18 protein-coding genes are annotated in these 22,297 nt (G+C 36.4%); 3 read left to right on the top strand and 15 right to left on the bottom strand.

What is annotated here, in order from left to right:
* Positions 1-162 precede the first annotated feature (162 nt).
* Genes IGL42_RS03165 through IGL42_RS03155 form a run of 3 tightly spaced genes read left to right on the top strand, consistent with a single transcriptional unit; the run spans position 163 to position 3,511 of the window.
* A complete protein-coding gene (locus IGL42_RS03165; protein ID WP_002355770.1) occupies positions 163-1,626 on the top strand; it encodes an ABC transporter permease subunit in 1,464 nt (487 codons plus the stop codon).
* Positions 1,619-2,341, top strand: a complete 723-nt coding sequence (locus tag IGL42_RS03160) for an amino acid ABC transporter ATP-binding protein (RefSeq protein ID WP_010710757.1) — start codon at positions 1,619-1,621, stop codon at positions 2,339-2,341. The genes IGL42_RS03165 and IGL42_RS03160 overlap by 8 nt, the downstream gene beginning before the upstream one ends.
* Before the next feature lie 15 nt (positions 2,342-2,356).
* Positions 2,357-3,511, top strand: a complete 1,155-nt coding sequence (locus IGL42_RS03155; RefSeq protein WP_002355768.1) for a pyridoxal phosphate-dependent aminotransferase — start codon at positions 2,357-2,359, stop codon at positions 3,509-3,511.
* Between the two features lie 46 nt (positions 3,512-3,557).
* Here IGL42_RS03155 and IGL42_RS03150 read toward each other — a convergent pair whose 3' ends face one another.
* The 15 genes from IGL42_RS03150 to IGL42_RS03080 form a co-directional block, all read right to left on the bottom strand.
* Entirely contained in the window at positions 3,558-3,869 is a 312-nt protein-coding gene (locus IGL42_RS03150) for a hypothetical protein (protein WP_010710758.1), read from the bottom strand.
* A 15-nt stretch (positions 3,870-3,884) separates the two neighbouring features.
* Positions 3,885-4,745 (bottom strand): hypothetical protein, encoded by an 861-nt coding sequence (locus tag IGL42_RS03145; protein ID WP_002415921.1) that lies wholly within the window; start codon positions 4,743-4,745, stop codon positions 3,885-3,887.
* Positions 4,735-6,801 (bottom strand): cellulose biosynthesis cyclic di-GMP-binding regulatory protein BcsB, encoded by a 2,067-nt coding sequence (locus IGL42_RS03140; protein ID WP_010710760.1) that lies wholly within the window; start codon positions 6,799-6,801, stop codon positions 4,735-4,737. The genes IGL42_RS03145 and IGL42_RS03140 overlap by 11 nt, the downstream gene beginning before the upstream one ends.
* A 14-nt stretch (positions 6,802-6,815) precedes the next feature.
* Entirely contained in the window at positions 6,816-8,078 is a 1,263-nt protein-coding gene (locus tag IGL42_RS03135) for a glycosyltransferase (protein WP_002355764.1), read from the bottom strand.
* The gene (locus IGL42_RS03130) at positions 8,075-9,658 is read right to left on the bottom strand and encodes a hypothetical protein (protein ID WP_002370730.1); all 1,584 of its coding nucleotides are present in this window, start codon (positions 9,656-9,658) and stop codon (positions 8,075-8,077) included. The genes IGL42_RS03135 and IGL42_RS03130 overlap by 4 nt, the downstream gene beginning before the upstream one ends.
* Positions 9,648-11,168, bottom strand: coding sequence for a membrane protein (locus IGL42_RS03125; protein WP_002391654.1), 1,521 nt, complete (start codon positions 11,166-11,168; stop codon positions 9,648-9,650). The genes IGL42_RS03130 and IGL42_RS03125 overlap by 11 nt, the downstream gene beginning before the upstream one ends.
* 13 nt (positions 11,169-11,181) lie before the next feature.
* Positions 11,182-12,390 carry a hypothetical protein gene (locus tag IGL42_RS03120; protein WP_002385036.1) on the bottom strand — a complete coding sequence of 403 codons (1,209 nt, stop codon included), beginning with the start codon at positions 12,388-12,390 and terminating at the stop codon, positions 11,182-11,184.
* Positions 12,391-12,471: 81 nt separating this feature from the next.
* A complete protein-coding gene (gene dnaI / locus IGL42_RS03115; protein ID WP_002364725.1) occupies positions 12,472-13,401 on the bottom strand; it encodes a primosomal protein DnaI in 930 nt (309 codons plus the stop codon).
* On the bottom strand, positions 13,401-14,810 hold the full coding sequence (locus IGL42_RS03110; protein ID WP_010710761.1) for a replication initiation and membrane attachment family protein: 1,410 nt from the start codon (positions 14,808-14,810) through the stop codon (positions 13,401-13,403). Before IGL42_RS03110 ends, dnaI begins: the two co-directional genes overlap by 1 nt.
* Positions 14,811-14,825: 15 nt before the next feature.
* Positions 14,826-15,308 (bottom strand): transcriptional regulator NrdR, encoded by a 483-nt coding sequence (nrdR, locus tag IGL42_RS03105; RefSeq protein WP_002381296.1) that lies wholly within the window; start codon positions 15,306-15,308, stop codon positions 14,826-14,828.
* 179 nt (positions 15,309-15,487) lie between these two features.
* Positions 15,488-16,087 carry a dephospho-CoA kinase gene (gene coaE, locus IGL42_RS03100; protein ID WP_010710762.1) on the bottom strand — a complete coding sequence of 200 codons (600 nt, stop codon included), beginning with the start codon at positions 16,085-16,087 and terminating at the stop codon, positions 15,488-15,490.
* Entirely contained in the window at positions 16,084-16,926 is an 843-nt protein-coding gene (gene mutM, locus IGL42_RS03095) for a DNA-formamidopyrimidine glycosylase (protein WP_010710763.1), read from the bottom strand. Before mutM ends, coaE begins: the two co-directional genes overlap by 4 nt.
* A 99-nt stretch (positions 16,927-17,025) precedes the next feature.
* Positions 17,026-19,674: a DNA polymerase I gene (gene polA / locus IGL42_RS03090; protein ID WP_010710764.1), complete on the bottom strand. Its 2,649-nt coding sequence runs from the start codon at positions 19,672-19,674 to the stop codon at positions 17,026-17,028.
* A 187-nt stretch (positions 19,675-19,861) separates the two neighbouring features.
* Positions 19,862-20,773, bottom strand: coding sequence for an aldo/keto reductase (locus tag IGL42_RS03085; protein WP_002355754.1), 912 nt, complete (start codon positions 20,771-20,773; stop codon positions 19,862-19,864).
* A 68-nt stretch (positions 20,774-20,841) separates the two neighbouring features.
* Positions 20,842-22,266 (bottom strand): helix-turn-helix domain-containing protein, encoded by a 1,425-nt coding sequence (locus IGL42_RS03080; protein WP_002378082.1) that lies wholly within the window; start codon positions 22,264-22,266, stop codon positions 20,842-20,844.
* Positions 22,267-22,297 lie beyond the last annotated feature (31 nt).

Below are 22,297 nucleotides of genomic sequence, written 5' to 3'. Positions count from 1 at the left end.
TTTGAAAATTTTTTTGAAAAAGTTGTATTTTTTCAACTCTACTACTTTTCCTTTTACATATTCTATGATATGATAAACCACATCATAACACAATAAATTTTTATACATTTATTCGCTTTTTTTGAATATTTATAAAAATAATACAAAAAGGAGTTTACGCAAATGACCAAATGTAAAAAATGGCTACAGACGATTTTACCAATTTTATTCTTGTTGCTCTCATTATTACCTATTAAAGAAACTTTTGCAGCCGAAAACGATCCAGTCTATGACAAAATCATCCAAAAGGGAGAACTAGTTGTCGGCTTATCCGCAGACTATGCCCCTTATGAATTTCATGCAAAAGTAGATGGTGAAGATAAAATTGTCGGTTTTGATATTTCTATTGCTCAAAAAATTGCCGACGATTTAGGCGTTAAATTAAAAATCGAAGAACTAGGCTTTGATGCTCTGTTAGGGGCCTTAAAAACTGGCAAGATTGACATGGTCATCTCTGGCATGTCGCCAACGCCTGAACGATTAAAAGAAGTAGCTTTTTCTCAACCATATATGAACGTTCAACAAAGAGTCATTGTTCGGAAAGAAGACAAAGATAAATTTCATTCCACTAAAGATTTCGAAGGCGTTCGTGCAGGTGCCCAAAAGCAAACGACACAAGAAGAATTAATTAAAACCGAATTAACCGGTGCTGTCCCTACTTCTCTTCAAAAAATTCCAGATTTAATTATGAATCTAAAAAATAATAAATTAGATGCAGTCGTTATGGAAGAACCGGTTGGCGAAGCCTATGTTTCTCAAAATGAGGATTTAGCTTTTGCTGATGTTACCTTTGAAAAAGGCTCAAAAGATACTGCCGTTGCTTTTCCTAAAGATGCGCCCGTTTTGACGGAGAAAGTAAATGCCTCTATTAAACAAATTAATGATCAAAAATTAATGGACGGTTATAAAAAAGAAGCCAATCAATTAATGTTCCAAAAAGATCAAAGCTTTTTACAAAAGTATGGAAAGTTCTACCTTAACGGTGCGGGCTATACCATTTTCCTAGCTTTCATTGGTGTTTTGTTTGGTGCCATTTTAGGGGCATTACTTGCCTTAATGAAGTTAGCCAATTCCAAAATTTTACGTGGCATTGCCATTGCTTATATTGAATATGTTCGTGGCACTCCTTTGCTTGTTCAAATTTTTATTGTCTATTTCGGGACAGGCGTTCTTGGTTTAGACTTATCAAAAGTAGCAGCTGGTTGTATTGCCCTTTCTTTAAACAGTGGTGCATATGTAGCAGAAATTATTCGTGCTGGTATTCAGGCAGTTAATAAAGGACAATTGGAAGCTGCTCGTTCTTTGGGAATGAATCAAAACCAAGCAATGCGATACATCATTTTCCCACAAGCTATTAAAAATATTTTACCAGCGTTAGGCAATGAATTTGTTACAGTAATTAAAGAATCTTCCGTTGTTTCAGTCATTGGTGTTTCAGAACTAATTTTCCAAGCTGGCAACGTTCAAGGAGCAAGTTTTAAACCCTTCTTACCTTACTTAATTGTATCGTTAATTTATTTCGTCCTAACCTTTACTATCTCACGTCTATTAGGTGTTGCTGAAAGGAGAATGAGTACTAGTGATTAACATTAAAAAATTACAGAAAACATTCGGAAAAAATGAAGTACTTAAAGGAATTGACTTAGAAATTGAAGCTGGTGAAGTTGTCGTAATTATTGGCCCTTCTGGTAGTGGTAAAAGTACTTTTTTACGTTGCCTGAACTTATTAGAAACACCAACTGGTGGCAGCGTTGAATTTGAAGGAAAAAATTTATTAGATAAAAATACCAACATTGATCAACTTCGTCAAAAAATGGGAATGGTATTCCAAAATTTTAATCTTTTCCCGCATAAAAATGTCTTGGAAAACTTAACGATTAGTCCTGTTAAAGTAAAAAAAGAAGCCGCTTCTGAAGCCACAGAACATGCTCTTTCTTTACTGGAACAAGTTGGTTTATCAGATAAAAAAGAAAATTATCCCTCTCAACTTTCTGGTGGGCAACAACAACGGGTAGCGATTGCTCGTGCTTTAGCCATGCGCCCTGACGTGATGCTGTTCGATGAACCAACTTCTGCCTTAGACCCTGAAATGGTGGGCGAAGTGCTATCCGTTATGAAAAATTTAGCTATTGAAGGGATGACAATGGTGGTGGTTACCCACGAAATGGGCTTTGCAAAAGAAGTTGCGGACCGTGTCATTTTTATGGATGCAGGAATCATTCAAGAAGAAGGCACACCTGAAGAAATTTTTGATGCGCCACAAAACCCAAGAACACAAGATTTTCTAAGAAAAGTTTTATAAAAAGGAGCACCTGGTATGGATCGCAAGAATATCGCAACACGTTACCAACAACCTACTGAAAATTTACTCATGGATATTGCAACATTGGCGAAAAAGACCCCAAATTTAATCGATTTATCGATTGGTGACCCTGACTTAATTACCGATGAGCGGATTATCGAACAAGCAGCTAACGATGCCAAAAATGGGCATACAAAATATACCGCTTCTGATGGTAGCGAGGCATTCATTGAGGCGGTCATTCAGTTTTATCAGTCACATTATCAATTATCTTTTCAACCGAATCAAGTCCGGGCCACAGTTGGCGCTCTGCACGGAATGTACCTTGCCTTACAAGTGATTCTAAATCCTGGAGATGAAGTGATTATTCATGAACCTTATTTCTCTCCTTATAAAGACCAAGTCCTTTTAGCAGATGGCGTTCCGGTCTTTTTACCAACCTATGAAGAAGATGGTTTCCAAATTGATGTAGCTCTTTTGAAAGAAAAAATCACGCCTAAAACCAAAGCGATTATTCTTAATTCACCGAATAACCCGACAGGCGCTGTTTTCTCTGAAGAAACTTTCAGAGAAATTGCACAGGTAGCTATTGAACACAACTTATACATTCTTTCAGATGAAGTTTATGAAGCCTTTTGTTTCCAAGAAACGTTTACTCCCATGGCTACGTTTGCTCCAGAAAATACTATCACTTTTGGTAGCTTTTCAAAAGCCTTTGCAATGACTGGTTGGCGTATTGGTTATATGATTGCCCCAGACTATATTAACGAAGTAGCCAAATTAATTAATGAAGGCGTTACGTATTCTGCGCCTACGTTGTCACAGCAAGCAGGAATCTATGCGTTACAACATTTTGACGAATTTGTAGACCCAATCGTTGAAGTGTTCCAAACACGTTTAGAGTATGTGGCCCAACGAGTAGCAAAGATCCCTTTCCTTTCGCTTCATCCAGTCAAAGGAAGTATTTACGCCTTCATTAATATTCAAAAAACTGGACTAACTTCCGTTCCTTTTGTGGAAAAGCTTTTAAAAGAGACACAGGTATTAGTGATTCCTGGAAAAGCATTTGGTGAAACAACGGGCGATGAGTACATTCGTTTAGCCGCAACACAAAATTTAGATTTATTAAAGGAAGCGTTCGATCGAATTGAAAGAATGACCTTTGAATAAAAAAGCTTCTGCATTAGCTAATAATCATAGCTAATGCAGAAGCTTTTTAGATTTCTTCTATCAATTCAATCGCTTGCCCACCAACATGCGGTGGAATCGACATAGTCATCGGTGGCAAGCCCACGACTGTGAAACGGACTTTGGTCCCTTTTTTCAAGTGAGACAGTGGGATACTTTCCTCTAACTGTTCAACAAGTATGTTTAAAATTACCCCATGAGAAAATAAGGGCACAATAGATTCTGGATCACTTTCTGCTTGAATATTTTCTAAATGTAATCGCATTGATAATGGCTGCGTCTCATTTAACACACTGGCCTCTGCTAAATTCCCTGTAAAAACAGCAATTTTTTCAGTCATTTGTTTGCCTCCTTTTTAAACATCATATTGAAGAGAATTAATTCCATCCCCTAAAAATTCTGAAGCGTTGTTAAATTCGGCAGGATCATATTTGGTATAGGAAACTTGTAATGTCAAAGTAATATTCCTTAAGGTTTCAGAATGGGCAAATTTCTCTTGAGCTTGTTGTTTGAATTCTTTTCTAGTAGTGTATCCGTCATCCCCATCGCGGAAAATTAATAACGCCCAAGTTGGCGGTGTGCCGTCGATAAAGTATGGTAAGAAGCGATCATCCGTTGTCTCTTTAATCGCCGCTGTCACGATTTGTAGCAATTCATTTTTTTGTTCAGGACTTAATAAGTTACGAATACTTTCCCAATAGGCCACTCGGATCACGACTAAATATAACGGCGCTTCATAACGTGTAGAAATATCAGAAAATAAATCGAATCCTTCCTCGTACATTTTTGCTGTTCTTAAATTAGTTACTGCATCTAACGCATTTAACTGAGAAGTTTCTTTACGTAAGCGAATATTTTCTTCTTCAATCGTACGAATTTGATAAGTCACAGCATAGATTGTTAAACAGTAGAGCGGCGGCATGATTAGCCAAAATAATGAGCCATAGCTAAACAAATCATGATAGACATACTGATATACAACATAAGTCAATTGTAGAAAAATAAATATAAGCGAAAATGTTAACCCCGCTGTAATTCCTACAAAATAGGTAACAATAATTAAGATAACTGAAATTAATAGACAACTTAAGTCCACAAAGAAATCATTCGTTCCTAAGGCCATAAAGATGGTTGTGCCGACAACCAAAACAATTCCTACCAACAAAGTTAAATCCAAAAGTAAGGTCACTCGTTTTTGATTCACTCTATTCCCCACCTTTCAAATTCTTCTTCACGATGAAGAACGCACTTAATCCAATAATAGTCATACCAATTAAGAAGACAAATAGATAAATCATTAATTTATGATTATTGACAATTCGTTTACCTAATGATTCGTTGCTGACGTTGCTTACACGTTTTTTGAAACGATAATCATAGCGACGATAGTTCGGATCGACCACAATGGCATCTCCTTTGTACATAGAAGTATTCTTCTCTGTATTCACTTGTGTAGAGGCTAAAAAGACACCTTGTGATTTAGCTCCTGTTAAGATTAACGCCGCGGCTTTCGCATTATATGGAGAAAACATTAACTGCGCCGTACCGATTTGTTTACCATAATCTTTTTCAATGCTCAGTTTCTCGTTTGAAACAAAACGTGTGAAGTCCTTATCATAATGGAAATACAACTGATCGTTTAACTTACGAATCATCGGATTATCCTTAGGCGTACCAAAAATAATCAAGTTATGATTTTCTAATGCCGCATTTTTAGGCGCTTTTTTATAATACGTAATCTCACCGACATTACTTTCGGCATAATTACCAATTAAGTTAAATAAATTGGTCAACACTTTAAAATAGTTGTCGTCCATTTTTTCTGGTAATAAAATCGCTAAATCAGCAAAAGAACGGCTTCTGATAAAAATGTTCGGATAGTTATTAAATAATATGTCATTCAGTTCTTCTGTTTGAATAAACGCATTCGAATTATTTTCAATAAAGGCCCATGGAGTCTGACCATTTCGCAAAACTTCTGGTGATTTAACATTCAAATCAAAAGCAACTTTTAAAACAAAACTATCAGCAATTTCTAAGTTCTTTGGAAATTCGAGATTTAATTCATCACCGTTCGCACGAGCAGCGGTTAATTTCTTGCTGCCAATTGGTTTGTCATTGGCGTAAACCGTCACTAAAGAAGAATCAAAATCTAAGTTTTCAGCGTATTTAAAATGTAAATGCACGCGACTTCCATTGGCATTGTTTCGATCCACTGGTAAATTGACAAAGTACGTTTGTTCTTGGTGATAAGCCCCTTCTAGTTTGTCCCCCGTTGAGGTTAATGGATAATTTCCATCAAATTCTAAAGTTGAACTAAACGTATCGGTATTCTCATCAACTGTTGTCTCTTCTTTATCTGTTTGGGTCATTAATTCATAATTGGCTAAATAACGTCCCGCACGAACAAGTAAGTCCTCATCTTTAGAAGTAGCTACTAAAACATGCTTATCTGGTTGATTGAAAAATTTTAAGACAGCCTGGTCTTCCACGCGTTTGCTATCAATTTGACTTTTATACTGATCTGGTAATTTATCATAGCTGGCAATAATCAACTGATAGGGTGCAGACTGTTCTTTGTTCAAAGAAGCCATTGGCAACAATTCTTCTGAGGTAGTAATCAAACGAGCAGCACCAGCTAACGCATGGGTCGCTGCAGCTAATTCTTTTTCCGATGCATTTTCTGGTGTCAAAATAACACTGTGTTTATTCGCAATCGTGTCTGCTCCCACAAAATGATTATAAAAAGAATGAATCGTATTCTCTGGTAATTGTAAATCGTATTGGAAGTTTACGTTAGATCCTTCATACATCGTTAACCAATTTGCTGGAGTTTCAATTAAATTATACATGTCGTTTCCTGCCTGATTAATAATTTGGCCTTCAACAGTCAATGTATTTGTCTCTTTAATCAGTTCCAAAGGGATTTCAATCGTCTTTTGTTGAATACCAGTCGTATTTTCAGGACGCCAAGAATAAAACTTCACACCATTAACTGCCACAGTTAAATCTGAGGTCTGATTATTTTTTAATTGTGTGATTTGGTAGGTCATATTGAATGATGCTTTTTTTACGTCCCAATAATCAATTTTTGTAAAATACATGGTGCTACGGACAGAAGTACCTGTTAAAGAGATTGTTTTATTTTGAAAAGGTTGTGTAAAGGTATGGTTGTCTTGTTCTTTGTTTTCGGCGTATACGGTCGGACTTGCGATACCAATCAGAATTGCCAGAAAGAACAACCCTATTAAAGTGACTGTTTTTTGTTTCATTGCACGTTTCCTCCTTATTTAAATCGTTCAGTTTTGTACCATTTTGTTTGTGTTTGTTTATGAAAAACATTTTCTTTAATATACATCACCATGCCATAAGCGGCGACTACTAGCCACATCTGACTGTATGTAATATACATCAAGGCAATAATTAAGATATTCTCTAAAGTCATTTCGCCTTTTTCGGTTGTAATACTGACAAAAGTACTGAAAATAAATAACAAAATCGCTAACAACCACAAGGAATTGCTAAATCCTTGCAGGGTCGTTGTTAAGTAACCAGACATTGATAAAACTAACATGATGTCTGACAAAACGAGCGATGTCATTAAGAGAAAATAAATGGACAAGAAATATAAAATATCAAAACGGATCCGACTCGCTTTAGGATTAAACAATAATTTAGCATTTTTAACAATGACATAAATATTGCCTTTGACCCATCGCGTCCGTTGCCGGAACCAAACTGACAAAGTTTGCGGCTCTTGCTCCCACGTCACTGCTTTTGGTTGAAACTTAATTTTATAGCCCATCATATAGATGCGGAAACTGATTTCTGTATCTTCGGCTAACGCTTTGTCATCCCAGCCGCCAATGGCTTCAATAATACTACGACGAACAATGAAATTTGTACCAGGAATCGTGCATAACTTAAATAATTGAAAACGACCGGCTTGTGCCATCCATTGAAAGGCCAGTGTCTCGATATTAATAAAGCGTGTCAACAAGCTTGCATTGCGATTTCTCGTTCTAAATTTACCAATAACCGCGCCGTATTCCTCACTAGCGATTAACTCTCCAACTAAATAACGGAGTGCATTCGGTTCAGGTGTATTGTCCGCATCATAAATGGCAATCACGTCCCCCTTGGCTTGCTTGAAACCAATGTTTAAGGCATTAGACTTACCTTTCCCACCTGTTATATTGTCTGTATTAATAATCTGCAAATTTCGATTAACCGCCTTTTTTTGGACATTCGCTAAAAGCTCAGCACTATTATCACTTGAGTTGTCATTAATCACAATAATTTCATAGCGATCTTGCGGATAATTAAAATTCAATAACGCTTCAACTGTTCGCACAATGACAATTCCTTCATTATGGGCCGGCACCATAATTGAAACAAACGGCGCGTCTTCGTCCTCTACAGGTGGTGGTGCGACAGGATCTGTTTTTAAATAATAAACATAGCCAAAAATAACTAAGAGAATATTTACAATTAGTAGACTCCAAATAATGATAGTTGCTGTTAACATTACAATGTCAGCAATGGTCATTTGTCTTCCTCCTTATTAATATATTTCGACCGATAATTCTTTCGTCCAATCATAAACAAAATAATCAGGATGATTAAAGTCAGTGTAACAACGCCAACTAAAATATTATTTGTGATGCTGAAAAAGAATGAAAATAACCCTGTAAATCGTTGTTTTTCAACTGTTGAGGCCCCTGTATCAGCCAAACCATTGACAATTTGATTGTTTAAGAAGAACCGATTATTCCGAAATTCGATTTTCTGCGTTTGTGTTTGAACAGTGAAATGTTGATCCGCTTCTGAAACACTAAACACTATTGGTGCTTCCTTGACTTCTTGAATTAGATGATCCACTTCTTTTTTAGAATTTGGAAATGAAAAACTAATGGTGGTCGGCATTGGAAATCGATAGTCATTCGGATTATCTTTATCCGTCCATTCAATCCCCGATAAATAATCATACGGTAAATCAAACAAAGCATTCTTATAAGTGATTGATTCTCCCGTTTGGTTCCGATAAAAAACGCGTTCAATCGGCGGATTTTCTCTTAGAATCACTGTATCACTAATTGCTAGACCATCCTCTTGGTATTGAAGGTCTTGATTCCAGTATCCTGGAGCAGAAATGCCTACTGGATAGACATGTCTGTCGACCAATAAACTAATCTGCTGCTCCATCAATTGTTTCAAAGCACGTTGGTCATTTAAATCAACATTGTTAACGACCGGTGTTTCTAAGAAAATAACCCCCGTCGAAGCAAACGCACGTAACGCATTCGTAAATAGTTTATAAGGTAAAATCGTATTGTTTTGTGAAACGCTCGTACTGGATAAAATATAAGGATACGTGGTTTTAACTAATTCTTCTTGCAAATAGGTTGCCACAGACATATCTCTTAACGGGTTAAAATCAGAAATCGTCAAAAACGGCCGTGACATTTTTTCACTTTCCAGCCATTGACTAATTACGTCTAAGCTTTCTAAAAAAACAGCGCCTTTGCGTTCAAACATTGGGAGAAAAGCATGCCCATTCTCAATTACACCAAATGGATATTCTTCTGGTGCTAATTCTTGTGTTTTTAATCGGCCAACCGTCTGACCTTGCGTATTTTCCAGCACAACTGATTGATCTTGAAAAGGCAATACTTGAGAAAAGCGGTTTTTTTCATCTTCTAACCGATATTGACGATGACTTAATTCTTTCCACGTACCGCTAAAATATTGTTTTTCATCGTCACGCATGTTTCGACCAATGTGTAATTGTTTACCTTTAAAATGAACTCGATCTGCTAGAAAATCAGAGGCAATAACGCCGGCTTGTTCAGGCCAATTCACCATAGAAATCAAACTGTCATAGCCATCATTTAGCAATTCGCCAGGCACATAGTCTGACACCGCCACACTCTGAACTTCTACCCCAAAACTCGTCAACACTCGTTGTAAAGCATCCACATCATTTTCTTTTTTCTCAGCAATATTCAAGCTGTCATAGACAAGTAAGACATGTTTACTTGGTGCAGCCAGCGCCGGTTTGGCAAAGCCACAAAAAACGAAAAAGAGTAAGAAACACACCCAGCCAATAAGATATTGTTTATTTTTCAATTCCCTCTACCTCCCCAATGACTTGTGGTGTTGTATCTTGCCACATTCGTTTACCAATAACATCAGAAACAATTTGTAACAAGAGAAAATCTAAAAATACTGAGACTAAAAACAAATGACGTACTAAGTCACTATCCCCATCAATAATAATTGTTGAAATGAAAACAACTAATAAATTTAGATAAATTCCTGTCATTAAAAAGAAGCGAAAAACTAATCTGGGTTCGTTTCTCTTGATTCCTCTGTATAAACCAACGCCATATAAACCAAACAGAATCACGCCTAATAATAGATAGAAAGCAAAGTTTTTAGGGAAAAAACTGGCTTTAATACGGTTATACACCATAAAAAATTTAGATTGTTCCAGCGGTGCACGCCCCGTCGTTTTCTCAAAATTCCCCACATTATTAGGCTTTACTAAGTAAACATTTGGGACCGCTGAATTCAGTCCTTGCCATAATTCAGATGGATAATTTAAATAATTCAATAACACCCATCCAAAACTCGTTTTATCAAAAAAATCTTTTTTCATTTGTTCAGAAGTTGGTGATACAGGACTGTATTCTTCAAAGTAGGAACGTCCCTTTTGCAACCCATATTGCGGGTTGATTCCGCCCTCTGACATCCGTTTATCTGGAACCTTACTATCCTTCATTACACCGCGCGTCATGCTGTGGTAGACATCACGTTCATAGATATCGTTAGGAACGATAAAAGCTGCTAACGTTGTAAAACCAATCAACGCAATTAAAAAGGCCGTCATTGACAATCGTTGGTAACGTTGTGACAAGTAGACAAAAAATCCTAATCCAGCAATAATTACGCCAATAATCAGCAAATATTCTTGGCGTGTTGTCCCTATTAAAAGTACTACTGCTTGTGCCAAGATAACCAAAACTATTCTTCTGAGCCAAGTTCGTGGTTTCGTCACCCGATAAAAATAGACTGAAAATGCTAAGACACTCACAGAAAGTAAAAAACTCGTCGCTTCTGTATAAAAGGAATTAAAATAAATCGTATAGGAGGTATCTCCCAAGATGAAAATAACCAACAAAGAGATAAGATAACTTTTTTTCAAAGACACGCCTTCGGTTAAGCCTCGTACCAGAATATAAATTGACACTAAAAAACAACTAAGATAAACGAAACCTAAGAAACGAATATCGAAAAGTGTTTGACTATAAAAAAGTTTATTAAGCCAAATGGCAATGGTGATGAAAAATTGTTGAGTGGAAACAAAGTGCGTCGTTGTTTCATTAAAATAACGCATAATTGAAAAGTCCTTAACAAAATAGGCCACATTGTCGTAGCTATCACCATTGACACGATAAAGACTATTTGAATTTAACACACGAAAATACTCGCCATTATCTCCCAAGCCATTAATCGGATAAACAAATAACAAAATGCTTGTCACTAACCCAATCCCTAAAACAGCCAAAAGACTTGGAGAAATATAACGACTCAACCATTCAAAAGCCGAGTTCATGTATTTTTTGATCTTTTCCATGCTTTCACCTCATCTAGAAATCATAGGCCAAAAGAGCCATTAAGTTATTATAGGAATAGACTTGTTTCGTAACTTTATCACCAAATCCTCCATAAATCGGACTGCTTGAATCCATAATTTGAAAATTATTAAGTACTGTAATTGCCGCACGATACAACTCTTTGTCATTTTCGGCAACACCAATTAAAGCCGCTATCGCATAACTGGCTGCAGATTGATTTTTATCCACAGGTGATCCATTTAAATCATACGAGTTAAAAAGCGTTCCTTGCTGAACTTGTTTTCGCACAAAATCAATACTAGTCTGCTTCGCCATACCCACTTCACTTAAATGGACAATCGTTAATAAAGATTCAATAATATTAAGTGTTCCGTTGTTTTCGTATTTATTTGTTTGATGATTAAACTTCGTTTGATAAAGAGGTAAATCATCAGAAATATAGCCATCATCTATTAATTGGTAATGATACTGCAAGTAGTCTGCTGAAATCCCAAATTCTTTGTATAGATAACCCAGCGTAATTAAGTCAATATAAAACAAAGAAGTTTCTGAAGACTGTTGTTTTGATTTACTATCGTAAAAATCAATTAGAATATTATCTTTCATAGAGGTTTTCATAAAACTCTTGCCTAATTTTTTAATTTCTTGATCGTACTGATCTGTTTTAAAATGCCCCCCTGCTTCAATTAATGAACGAATGATCCGTAAATCATCAATCGAGGCATTGACATTGTATTTATTGCCTTGTTCGTCAATTCGGTAACTAAATTGGACACCGTCGTAAAAGGTGTCTTTCGTCTGCTTGTAAAAATTATCAAAACGTCCCTGCGTATCAAAAGCTAAATTACGCAAATATAGACCCGAAGACTCACTTAGCAACTCATGTCCTGTGGCGACATCTTTGCGTTCAGCATCTGGTAAATAATTGGTTAAAAAACCGCCGTCTGTTTTGAGCCGGGTTTCAATAAAAAACTTCAACAAATCTTTGCGTTCAGCGGTTTCTTTTGTGTGAAATTCATGTTTTGTTAAAAAATGTTGTTTGTCTGTCGACATTAAGCGTTGAATTTTTGGATTCACTTTTTCCACCTCTACTTTATAGGATTTTTCTCTAAACAAAAGAAAATATCCTCCCAGAAGCACCACGAATACCCCAATAAAAATCCAAAGTTTTCTCTTCATTGTTACGCCTCTTTTCCTCACTTCTTTATTGTCAGTGTACACAAAAGTACTTGTTTTTGCGAAACTTACGCTACCTCTTCAAGCGCAAGAAAAAAAGCAATCCATAAAAATAAAAGGATTGCTTTAACCGTTTCGTCGATCATTTCCTGTCATCGTAATCTCTTTTGACAGATAACGCACACGTTCCATAATTCGTCTGGCTTTTAGCGGCTCTTGTTCTCCTCGTTGCGTCACGGTTAAATGCTCTTCTAAAGCTTTTAAATCTAGATTGGAAGAGAAAAAAGTAACTAATTGTTCTTGCATTCGGTATTGCAAGATTACGCTTAAAACGTCGTCACGAATCCAACTAGTCATGGATTCCGCACCAATGTCATCAATCATTAATATAGGGGATTTTTTTACTGCATCGAGCTTTTCACCAACTTGGTCGCGACCAATGGCTTGCTTCATTTCTACTGTAAATGTTGGAAAATGAACAATTGTCGTAGTAAATCCACGTTCTGCTAAAGCATTAGCCATCGCACCTAATAAGAAAGATTTTCCTACACCGAAGGGGCCTTGTAAATAGAGCCCTTTATGAAATTCTTTTGGTGTCGCAGGATATTCTCTTAAAAATTGCATTGCTTCTGCTAACGCTTTGGCTCTACCTTGAGAAGATGGATCGAAATCTCGTAAATTTGCTTCTCGGACATCTTTTGGCATGTCCATTGCCCTTACTCGATTACGAATTTCTTCTTCCTTCTGACGGGCGATTAAATCAGCCGTTGGGACATACGTTACATCAATGTAATGAAAATTCAACATTAATCTTGGCTCATATCCTGGAGCAATCATTGCCGGATCGTTTAATTGAAATTTCTTTTTTTCTTGAACAAATTCATACAGCTTAGCATAACTTTTACGAATATCTTCATCGCTTAAACGCTCTCGGTTTGCTTGTATAAAGGCTTGAACATCTTGATCTTTCAATACTTCGTTAACCAGCTCTTCATATCGTTCATTGATGTCACGCTTCTGGATAATTTTTGACATTTCTTTTCCTACGTCTTCCATCATTGGTCACCTCCTTGGTTTAAAAATTCTTGAATTTGTCGATCTAACTCGGCTTGTTCTTCTGGGGAAAGTTTTGTTTCATCGTTTGGCTGATCTGCCCATTCTGGCAATCGCTCTTGTCGAACAGTTTGGCGTTTCCCTGAATAATTTTGTTGTCGCTGTTTTTGTTTGGTTTGGCTTTGTTTTGCCAATTCTCTGACATGTTCAATTGCTTTTTCTGGTGAATGAATGCCACTTTGTCCCCATTCATTCGCAATTCGATTCACATACTCCGCTTTTAAAGTCGGTTGTTGTTGAATATTGTAAACATAGTTAATCAAAATATTAATCACACTAGTCGGTAAGCCTGATTTGGCAACCAAATATTTCACTAATGAACGTTCTTGTGGTGTCGTATAGCCGCCTCGACTATTTTTTAAAGCTTCTAAATATTGAATAGGCGGATTCTTTTCACTATCCATAATCATTTGAATATCCAGTTCAGAAAAACCATTCATTTTTAATGCGTTATATCGATACGTTTGTTGCTCTTCCACCGTCAATTGTGCTTGCTTGTTTGTCACTACGTTTGTTGATTGTGGTTTTTTATCAGGATCAAACGCTTGATGAATCGTTCGCACTAATTCCTTAGGCAAAATTCGACTTGTATAATAGTCAAATGATTTCGAAGCAAAGTCTACCATATCTAACTCATTGATGCCATATAATTGATGAAAAACATAGACTTCTTCTTGAAAACTAGCCTCATCTTCAGGCAGTTGTAAACCTAAACGGTGCAAACCTTCCACAAAATAGTGCCAATCAAAAGAATCCGTTGATACAGAAATTTTCTTCGATTTTTCTTTTTGAGAAAAAGTTTCTTGAATCGTTGTCAATCGGTTCGCTTCGGAAACAATTTGTTCTTCTTTAAAGGCATAAACCTCTTGAAAGCTAGCGGAAACATTTTGATAGCCCTCTGTTTTAGTAGGATGCGGTTGGAACTTTTGCACTAATTGATCAAATTTCCGTTGTCCAACCCGATTAAATAACACTAAAGCTAACACTTCATCTTTAAAAAAACGAGTGGCTGTTTCAGGTGCTTTTAAATAATATAAATAACAATCTCCTAATTCCCGATCTGTTTTTTTATACGTTTCTAGCAACCCAATGCCTTCTAATTTGTAGCAAGCTTCTTCTAATTGTTGGCAACTCAAGTCCAGCAAACTAATTAAATCTGCATGAAACAGCGAGCCATCCTCCTCTGAGTCTGTTGTTTCAGATAACAAAAGCCAATATAAACTAAACGCATTGGCGCCGACAATTGGTTGATATAAAAAGGTTAAAACCTCTTTCTCTTGATCAGAAAGCGGTGAATCAATAACCGCTTGAAAAATATTTTTTGGTTGGATTCTTTGCCGATTTCCTTTCAAAGAAAGACCTCCTTTTTAATTTTCTGAGTCAGGAGAAGAAGATTTTGCTTTGTCGACAATGTCCTGTAACTCTTTCAAAAACACGCTCATATCTTTGAATTGTCGATAAACACTCGCAAAGCGGATGTAGGCAATTTCATCTAGATTGACTAAATCTTCCATCACATATTCACCGATAAGCGTTGTAGAGACTTCATTTTCCCCTAAACTACGCACTCGATTTTCAACATTATCGACAATTTGAACCATTTGTTCCATAGCAACGGGTCTTTTTTCCGCAGAGCGAATGAGCCCACGCAAAATTTTATCACGATTAAATTCTTCACGATCCCCATTTTTCTTGATTACAAGTAATGGCGCCGCTTCAATTCTTTCAAATGTAGTGAACCGATAACTGCAATTTTCACATTCACGACGACGGCGAATTGCACGTCCATCATCTGCTTGACGGCTATCAATAACACGGGAATTATTATGATGACATCTTGGACAACGCATAACGTTCACCTCTTCTATTCTGTATAATTTTTGTTGCCTATATTATAACATGAAATTGCGCTATTACTAGGTCTTTAGAACTGGTTCTTAGTTGAATCTTTGCCATTCTTTAATAAAAACAAAGACTTTCACTGTTTTTTCTGAAATTTTCAAAACATTTTACGCCATAAAAAAAATATTCACTTCTTTCCAGTTTGTTCCTCTAGCCACTTCTTCACTTGTTGTTCCGTTTCTTCTCTAGTTCCTTGATTATAAAACACGATATCTGCTCGTTCTTTTTTCATTTCAATCGGCCATTGGCTAGCAATTCGTTGTTGCGCTTCTTCTTCTGTTAATTGGTTTCGGGCCATCAGACGCTCTTTTTGAATCTTTTCTGGTACATATACCACAGCAACTTGATCCATGATCGCCTCATAATGAGCTTCATAAAGCAGAGGAATATCAACAATAACAAGGGCGGCTTTCTTTTTAGCTTCTTCAATTTGACGTAAAATTTCTTTTCTTAAAAAAGGTTTCAACGTTTCATTTAATAGCTCTCTTTTTTGAGGACTAGCAAAAATTAATTGTCCTAATTTTTTCCGATCCAATTCACCAGTTGTTAATACTATTTCTGGTCCGAAAGTTTCAACGATTGCGGCTAAGGCTGGTTGCCCTTTTGCAACAATTTCGCGGGCGATAATGTCGCCGTCAACAATTGGATAACCTGCTTTTTTAAAAAGAGCAACAACCGTACTTTTACCTGTCGCAATCCCTCCTGTAATGCCTAAAACTTTTGTCATTTCAATCGACGACCTTTCAATTGTTGGCATTGTGGACAATAATGCGTACCACGTTGTGCCACTTTTGTTTTAACAATTGGCGTACCACAACGATTGCAAGGTAAGCCTGTTTGCCCGTAGACATTCAACGCTACTTGAAAAGTCCCTGCTTCTCCTAACGCGTTTAGATAGGTGCGGATGGTGGTTCCACCTGCTTCAACAGCGCGTGCCAAGACGTCAATAATTGCTTGATACAACGTAGCAACTTCCGCAGGTTTTAAGGAATCTGCTGGTTGTTCTGGATGGATTTGCGCGTGCCAAAGTGCTTCATCTACATAAATATTCCCCAAGCCCGTCACTAGCTTTTGATCTAACAGCAATGGCTTAATTGCTTTATGATGCTTTTTCAAGCCTTGTTGAAAAGAAGCTAATTGGAAAACGTCTGGTGTTGGCTCTGGGCCCAAAGCTAAAATCCCTTTATATTGATGACCTTCATTCTTAGGAACCAATGTCATACGGCCAAATTTCCGTACATCTAAATAACGTAATTGCGTGCCATCTGTAAAAGTAAACATTACATGGGTATGTTTGGCAATTTCATCATCAGCCTGATGAAACTCATATTTTCCTTCCATCCGTAAGTGAGAAATCATATCATTATCAGACAATTTAAAAATCAGAAATTTTCCTCTTCGCTCAATCCCTTCAATCGTTTGACCAGCTAATTGACCTTGAAATACATCAACTTCTGGTGATTCAATAATTCTTGGCCAAAAAACAATGACTTCTTGAATGGTTTTTCCTACAACAAGTTTTTCAAGTCCTTTTCGCACTGTTTCTACTTCTGGTAATTCTGGCATTATTTTTGCTCCTTTATATAAAGAGGTCTGAACGCTTAGATATCAACGTCCAGATCCTACTTATCCTTATTTTATTCATCGTTCTTAATGGGTAAGCTATTATTTTGCTTCATACCATGTTTTTCCCCAACTGCTATCGGTGATAAGTGGCACATGTAAGGAAACTGCGTGCTCCATCACTTCTTTGACGAGTTGATTTAATTGTTCTAATTCTGATTCTGGTACTTCAAAAACTAATTCATCGTGCACTTGTAATAACATTGTCGCTTGTAATTTTTCTTCTTTTAAACGACGCGCCATTTCAATCATCGCAATTTTTAAAATATCTGCGGCACTTCCCTGAATCGGTGTATTAATCGCTGTACGTTCAGCGAACGAACGTAGATTAAAGTTTCTTGAATTAATATCACTTAAATAACGACGACGATGATACAATGTTTCCACATAGCCTTTGTCTTTGGCATCGCGGACTATCTCTTCCATATACTGCTTCACGCCTGGATATTTTTCAAAATAGGTGTCAATATATTGTTGTGCTTGCTTCCTAGTAATGCCTAAGTTTTGGGACAAGCCATAATCACTGATACCATAGACAATTCCAAAATTCACCGCTTTAGCTTGACGACGCATGTTAGGTGTGACATCTTCTGCTTTTTCAACACCGAAAACTCGCATTGCAGTGCTGGCATGGATATCTTGCCCTTCCACAAACGCTTCTTTTAAATGCTCATCATTAGAAATATGCGCGAGCACACGTAACTCGATTTGAGAGTAATCAGAAGAGAAAATCAACCAATTATCCTCTCTTGGTACGAAGGCTTCTCTAATTTTTCGGCCTTCTTCTAAACGGATAGGAATGTTTTGTAAATTGGGATCTACTGAGCTTAACCGTCCTGTTTGTGTCAGTGTTTGTACATACCGAGTATGAATTTTATTATCTGGCTGAATTACTTTTAAAAGTCCTTCAACATAGGTCGATTGAATTTTGGCAATTTGACGATAAGTTAAAATATCTGCCACAATTGGTGCTTGTTCTTTTAGTTGTTCTAAAACATCTACCGCTGTTGAATAGCCAGTTTTCGTCTTTTTGATCACAGGTAAGCCCATTTTTTCAAATAAAATAACGCCTAATTGTTTAGGTGAATTCAAATTAAATTCTTCGCCAGCTTCTGCATAGATTTTTTCTTCGATTTCTTTCAAGCGTTCTGAAAATTCTACTTGCATTTCTCTTAAGCGCGTGGCATCAACACGGATACCAGTTATTTCCATATCGCCTAAAATACGAGAAAGTGGTAATTCCATTTTATAGAATAAATCAGCTTGATTTTTTTCTGTTAATTCGCTATCTAATTTGCTTGTTAAAAATTGAATTGCTTTAATCTTACGTGCTAAATGACCAAAGAAAACTTCTTCGTCCTCTGGCAAGCCTTTTTTGGCCCCTTTTCCATAAATAGCTTCATCAGATTGAATCGCATCATATCCGTAATGTTGTGCTACACCTTCAATATCAGCGTTATTGTCATTGGTATCAAGTAAATAAGCAGCCAATAAAACATCAAAGGCAATCCCTGTCATTTTTCCTACATAGCGATTTAGTGCAACGTACGTCCGTTTTGCATCATAGACATTTTTTTTACGTGTCTCATCCATCAACCAATCGATAAATGGCTGACTTTCAAAAACAGCTAAATTATTCGTGGTATAAATCTTCTTGTCGTTGCCCCAAGCAAGGCCGACAATCGGTGACGTGTGATAGTTATCTTCCATCATCTCAACATAAAGAGCCATATCGTCTGTAAACATTTCATTGGTTAACTGATCTTCGACTACTTCAAATAAAATATCTTCCATTTCAACAGGTTCTTCTGTAATGTCCAACTTAGCTAAAAATTGTTTAAAGTCCATTTCTTTATAAAAAGGAACCAATTTTTCTAAGTTTTTCCCTTCATATGCCAAGTCTTCTACATTGACTTCGACTGGTGCATTGACTTCAATTGTCGCTAAACGTTTAGAAAGAAATGCTTGCTCTTTATCATTAATCAAGTTTTCTTTCATTTTGCTTTTTTTCATTTCATCGATATTCTCATAAACCCCTTCAACTGAGCCATATTGTTTTAACAGCTTAATCGCGGTTTTCTCACCGATTTTCGTTACACCTGGAATGTTATCCGACGTGTCGCCAGCCAACCCTTTCATATCAATAATTTGCTTAGGCGTTAATCCATCATATTTTTCAGCAATATGCTCAGGCGTATATGATTCAATATCGCTAACTCCTTTAACAGTGATATCTACTTTGACAGTGTCCGTCGCTAATTGTGTCAAATCTCGGTCCCCTGATAACACGACAACATCAAATTCATCTTTATCAACTTTGTTGGCTAATGTACCAATAATATCATCTGCTTCATAGTTAGGTAGTTCATAATATTTTACGCCTAAACCTTCTAAAAGTTCACGAATATACGGCATTTGTTCTTTAAATTCCCCCGGTGTTTTTGAACGTCCGGCTTTATATTCTGAATAAAATTCTGTTCTGAATGTGGTTTTCCCTGCATCAAAAGCGACTAAAACATGAGTAGGCATTTCTTTTTGCATTACATTTTCAAACATATTGTTAAACGCATAAATAGCATTTGTATGCAAGCCGTTCTTATTTTTGAATCGTTCTAATGAGTTATGTAGCGCAAAAAATGCACGAAAGGCTACACTGTTTCCATCAACGAGTAATAATTTTTTTTTGGTCATTTTTTTCCCCTCATCTTTAGCAAACTAGTTTCCTTTCTATTTTAACAAAAAACTACAGAATTTGCAGTAGACGGCGATTGCAGAATGAAAGAAAAAGGTATTTGACATAGTTCCTTAGTGACAACTATATCAAATACCAAAATCAATCAGCAATACACGCTGGATCTTCACAAGTATGAGAATCTTTTTACGGCAAAACATTTCCCGCTGCACGATAAATATCGTACCAATCTTCGCGACTAATCACAATGTCTGCTGCTTTAGCAATTTCTTCAATTCTACCAAGATTCATACTTCCTGCGATGACTTGCATATTAGCAGGGTGGCGCAGAATCCAGCTGCTGGCTAAACCAGTTGGCGTTGTTTGATATTTTTCAGCCAATTCGCTTAATTTTTGATTTAACTCAGGGAATTTTTCATTTCCAATAAAGACACCTTCAAAATAACCATATTGGTACGGTGACCATGCTTGAATAGTCATTTGTTTCAACCGTGAATAATCTAAAATACCATGATCATAATCAATGCTTCCTGATATTTCCATATTTGTTTGTAAGCCTTGATCCACCATGCCAGTATGCTTGATGCCAAATTGTAATTGATTGGCTAATAACGGTTGTTTAACAGCTGTTTTTAAAAGTTCAATTTGTCCTGGCGTTTGGTTACTTACACCAAAATAGCGAACTTTTCCTTGTTTTTCTAATAAATGAAAAGCTTCAGCTACTTCTTCTGGTTCCACTAAAGTATCTGGACGATGCAACAATAATGCATCGACTGAATCTACACCTAAACGCTGTAAACTCCCTTCGACCGCTTCTAAAATATGTGCTTTTGAAAAGTCAAAAAAGCCTTGACGAATCCCACATTTCGTTTGTATAAAAATATCTTCACGACGAATGGTACTTTCTTTTAAAGCCTTACCAAAAATGGTTTCGCAGTCGCCGCCACCATAAATGTCGGCGTGATCAAAAAATGTAATGCCATGATCATAAGCAGTTTCAATTACCTGTTGAGGATTTTCAGCACCATTTAAGCGCATACATCCTAAGATAACCGAAGAAACTGTTTCGTCACTTGTACCAAATTGCAGTTGTTTCATTTTAATATCCTCCTCATCCATTCCTCTTACTTCTTCATTTTAACACTATTTAGACAAAATTGGACTTCTTACGGTAGATTCGCTTCGACTTTTTCAAAAAAAGCAGGAGATAATTCCTCTGGCAAATAAACCACTGTCTTAGAAGAAAGCGCTACGTTCATCTGAAACAAATGATTGACAATTAAGAGGTGTACTTGGTGAAGTTGATACGTTGGTTTTCCATGAATAATTGTAATATTCTTTTTTTCACTGAAATAGCTTTTTATAGATTGCCCCAACGCTTGTTCCTTTTCTGGAGGAAAGTCCGTCAATAGGCAAATAATATATTTTTTTTCATATAAAATCGGGTTAAATAAATCTAGGATGTGATAAAAATAGCAACTCGTCAATTCCCGTTCTTTTACTGAAGTAAAGACTGGATATAGGCGTTTTAAAAGCCTAATAAGTTTTTGTAATCTGTGCCAGGTTTGTTGATAACGAGCAGCGAGTGTTTGTTCCTGTTTATGAGCTGGCAACCATGCTTGTCCGTCTAATAAACTATTCATATGCGTACTTAAAAATCGACATAAATGAATTTCTTGATAATTAAAATGATGTTGTGTAAAATTTCTCCTAATTTCTTTCATAATAAAAATAGCTGTTTTTAAGCATAAACTTTCTATTTTCATTTGCTCATGAATAAAATACTTTCGCGCTCTCTTGCCAAAACAACCACCAAAATGTGCTTCAAGAATCACAAATAACGCTTTTTGTTCTTTAAGAGACATAAAAGAAGTGCTCAACACTTCCACACGAAATAAATAAAAAAAAGCACTTGTTTGTTGAAATAAATTAGCATTTGGCACTGAAATTTCATGCCCGCCTCTATATCGTTTCTCCCAAATATAAATTAGCCAACTAAGATGGTTCTGTTGTGCTACATTTAAATCCAACTCAAAAAAGGTAATGATTTTCCGAGTCATTTCTCTGTTTTCTTCTAGACAGCTTTCTTGAAAAAACAAATAAAAACAAAGGATTAACTGTCGAATTTGCCATTCATTGCCAGTTAAATCGTAATGTTTTTGACGTACAATAATATCAAAATTAACTAGCCAACGTCGAATATTAGAAAGTTTCTTCCGAAGAGTTGATTCCTGTAATCCCAATACCTGGGTCAATTGCGCATAATTGATTCGCTCTTCAATTAGACAACGTAAAATATAAAATTCGGGAATAAAATAACAAAATTTTTGTCTAAATCGAGCCAAGCCACAAACGCATAATTCACGATATTTTACAATTCCTTTGGTCGTTGTATAAATCTTACAAAGCCCTTCTATCTTAAACGTTTCCTGCTTTTTTTCAAAACGTTGAATGTAACAATGGATGGTTTTGTCGCTCACCTTTAGTTTTTCTGCAGCCATCAAAACAGAAAATGTCTGCTCTTGTTGCAGTAAATCCAACAATTCCAACATATTTTTATGTTCAAAAGACAATAATTCCTTGAAATCCATATATCGTCCCCTTTCACTCCCTTGTTATAAG

This window comes from Enterococcus sp. DIV0712 (assembly GCF_050554855.1).
Classification (GTDB): domain Bacteria; phylum Bacillota; class Bacilli; order Lactobacillales; family Enterococcaceae; genus Enterococcus; species Enterococcus faecalis.
This window is presented reverse-complemented; position numbering and strand designations above follow the sequence as displayed.

Excerpts from the sequence above, each read along its gene's own strand:
- IGL42_RS03085 (WP_002355754.1), bottom strand. The coding sequence starts at position 20,773 with ATGAAACAACTGCAATTTGGTACAAGTGACGAAACAGTTTCTTCGGTT.
- coaE (WP_010710762.1), bottom strand. The coding sequence starts at position 16,087 with ATGACAAAAGTTTTAGGCATTACAGGAGGGATTGCGACAGGTAAAAGT.
- IGL42_RS03150 (WP_010710758.1), bottom strand. The coding sequence starts at position 3,869 with ATGACTGAAAAAATTGCTGTTTTTACAGGGAATTTAGCAGAGGCCAGT.
- IGL42_RS03165 (WP_002355770.1), top strand. The coding sequence starts at position 163 with ATGACCAAATGTAAAAAATGGCTACAGACGATTTTACCAATTTTATTC.
- IGL42_RS03155 (WP_002355768.1), top strand. The coding sequence starts at position 2,357 with ATGGATCGCAAGAATATCGCAACACGTTACCAACAACCTACTGAAAAT.
- IGL42_RS03140 (WP_010710760.1), bottom strand. The coding sequence starts at position 6,801 with ATGAAACAAAAAACAGTCACTTTAATAGGGTTGTTCTTTCTGGCAATT.
- mutM (WP_010710763.1), bottom strand. The coding sequence starts at position 16,926 with ATGCCAGAATTACCAGAAGTAGAAACAGTGCGAAAAGGACTTGAAAAA.
- IGL42_RS03125 (WP_002391654.1), bottom strand. The coding sequence starts at position 11,168 with ATGGAAAAGATCAAAAAATACATGAACTCGGCTTTTGAATGGTTGAGT.
- IGL42_RS03135 (WP_002355764.1), bottom strand. The coding sequence starts at position 8,078 with ATGACCATTGCTGACATTGTAATGTTAACAGCAACTATCATTATTTGG.
- polA (WP_010710764.1), bottom strand. The coding sequence starts at position 19,674 with ATGACCAAAAAAAAATTATTACTCGTTGATGGAAACAGTGTAGCCTTT.
- dnaI (WP_002364725.1), bottom strand. The coding sequence starts at position 13,401 with ATGGAAGACGTAGGAAAAGAAATGTCAAAAATTATCCAGAAGCGTGAC.
- IGL42_RS03080 (WP_002378082.1), bottom strand. The coding sequence starts at position 22,266 with ATGGATTTCAAGGAATTATTGTCTTTTGAACATAAAAATATGTTGGAA.
- nrdR (WP_002381296.1), bottom strand. The coding sequence starts at position 15,308 with ATGCGTTGTCCAAGATGTCATCATAATAATTCCCGTGTTATTGATAGC.